Source organism: Mycobacterium sp. E796 (assembly GCF_001672815.1).
GTDB lineage: Bacteria > Actinomycetota > Actinomycetes > Mycobacteriales > Mycobacteriaceae > Mycobacterium.
In genome coordinates, this window is sequence record NZ_LZKK01000308.1 from 1 (window position 1) to 984 (window position 984).

Consider the following 984-nt stretch of genomic DNA (forward strand, 5'->3'; position numbering starts at 1 on the left):
GACCATCGCGAACGGGTTGTCGCCCGAGCGGTTGCGCAAGCAGCTCGACGTCATCGACGGGTTGCGCGAGCAGTTCGCGCCGATGCGCATCCTCACCGGGATCGAGGTCGACATCCTCGAGGACGGCAGCCTGGACCAGGAACCCGAACTGCTCGAGCGCCTCGATGTCGTCGTCGCGAGCGTCCATTCGAAGTTGTCGATGGATGCGGCCGCGATGACGCGCCGCATGGTGCGCGCGGTTTCCAATCCGCACGCCGACGTGCTGGGCCACTGCACCGGACGGCTGGTCTCCGGCAACCGCGGTATCCGTCCCGAGTCGAAATTCGACGCGGAGTCGGTGTTCACCGCGTGCCGCGACCACGGGACCGCGGTCGAGATCAACTCCCGCCCCGAGCGCCGCGACCCGCCGACCCGGCTGCTCAAGCTGGCGCTGGAGATCGGCTGCCTGTTCAGCATCGACACCGACGCGCACGCGCCCGGTCAGCTCGACTTCCTGGGTTACGGCGCACAGCGCGCGCTGGACGCGGGCGTGCCCGTGGAACGGATCGTCAACACGTGGCCTGGCGAAAAGCTGCTGGAGTGGACCGGGTCCTAGGCGGGCGGTCGCGTATCAGGGCTGACCGGTGCCCCCGTCACTGCCGTTGGCACCCAAGCCGAGCCCGCCGAAGCCGCCAGCTCCGACCCCGCCCCCGTTGCCTCCGTTGGTGCTGAACAATCCGCCATTGGCACCGATGCCGCCCGTCCCGCCAATACCGGCGTTGCCGGCGTAGGAGTTGGTGTTGACGACGGCGCCGCTGCCGCCGCCGCCGCCGGTGCCACCGGCGGCGTTCCCCGTCCCGCCTCCGTTGGCCGCCGGCACGGAGGCATCCGCTGCCGGGCTTCCTGTGCCGCCACCCCCGCCCGTACCACTAGCCGTTTCCCGTCGCCGAGTTTACCGAGCACGTCGTCGAGTCCCAGGTGCCCCACTCCACCGCCCTGCACGCG

General features: G+C 70.4%; 2 protein-coding genes. One reads left to right on the plus strand and one right to left on the minus strand.

All coding sequences use genetic code 11. The annotated features are described in order from the left end of the window. Positions 1-595, plus strand: a 595-nt coding sequence (locus tag A5706_RS24375; protein WP_156767307.1) for a PHP domain-containing protein, incomplete at its 5' end; no start/stop codon positions are given. A 15-nt stretch (positions 596-610) separates the two neighbouring features. On the opposite strand, the gene A5706_RS33220 is transcribed toward A5706_RS24375, so the two are convergent. Next, positions 611-859 (minus strand): hypothetical protein, encoded by a 249-nt coding sequence (locus A5706_RS33220; protein WP_068136501.1) that lies wholly within the window; start codon positions 857-859, stop codon positions 611-613. Between the last annotated feature and the right edge of the window lie 125 nt (positions 860-984).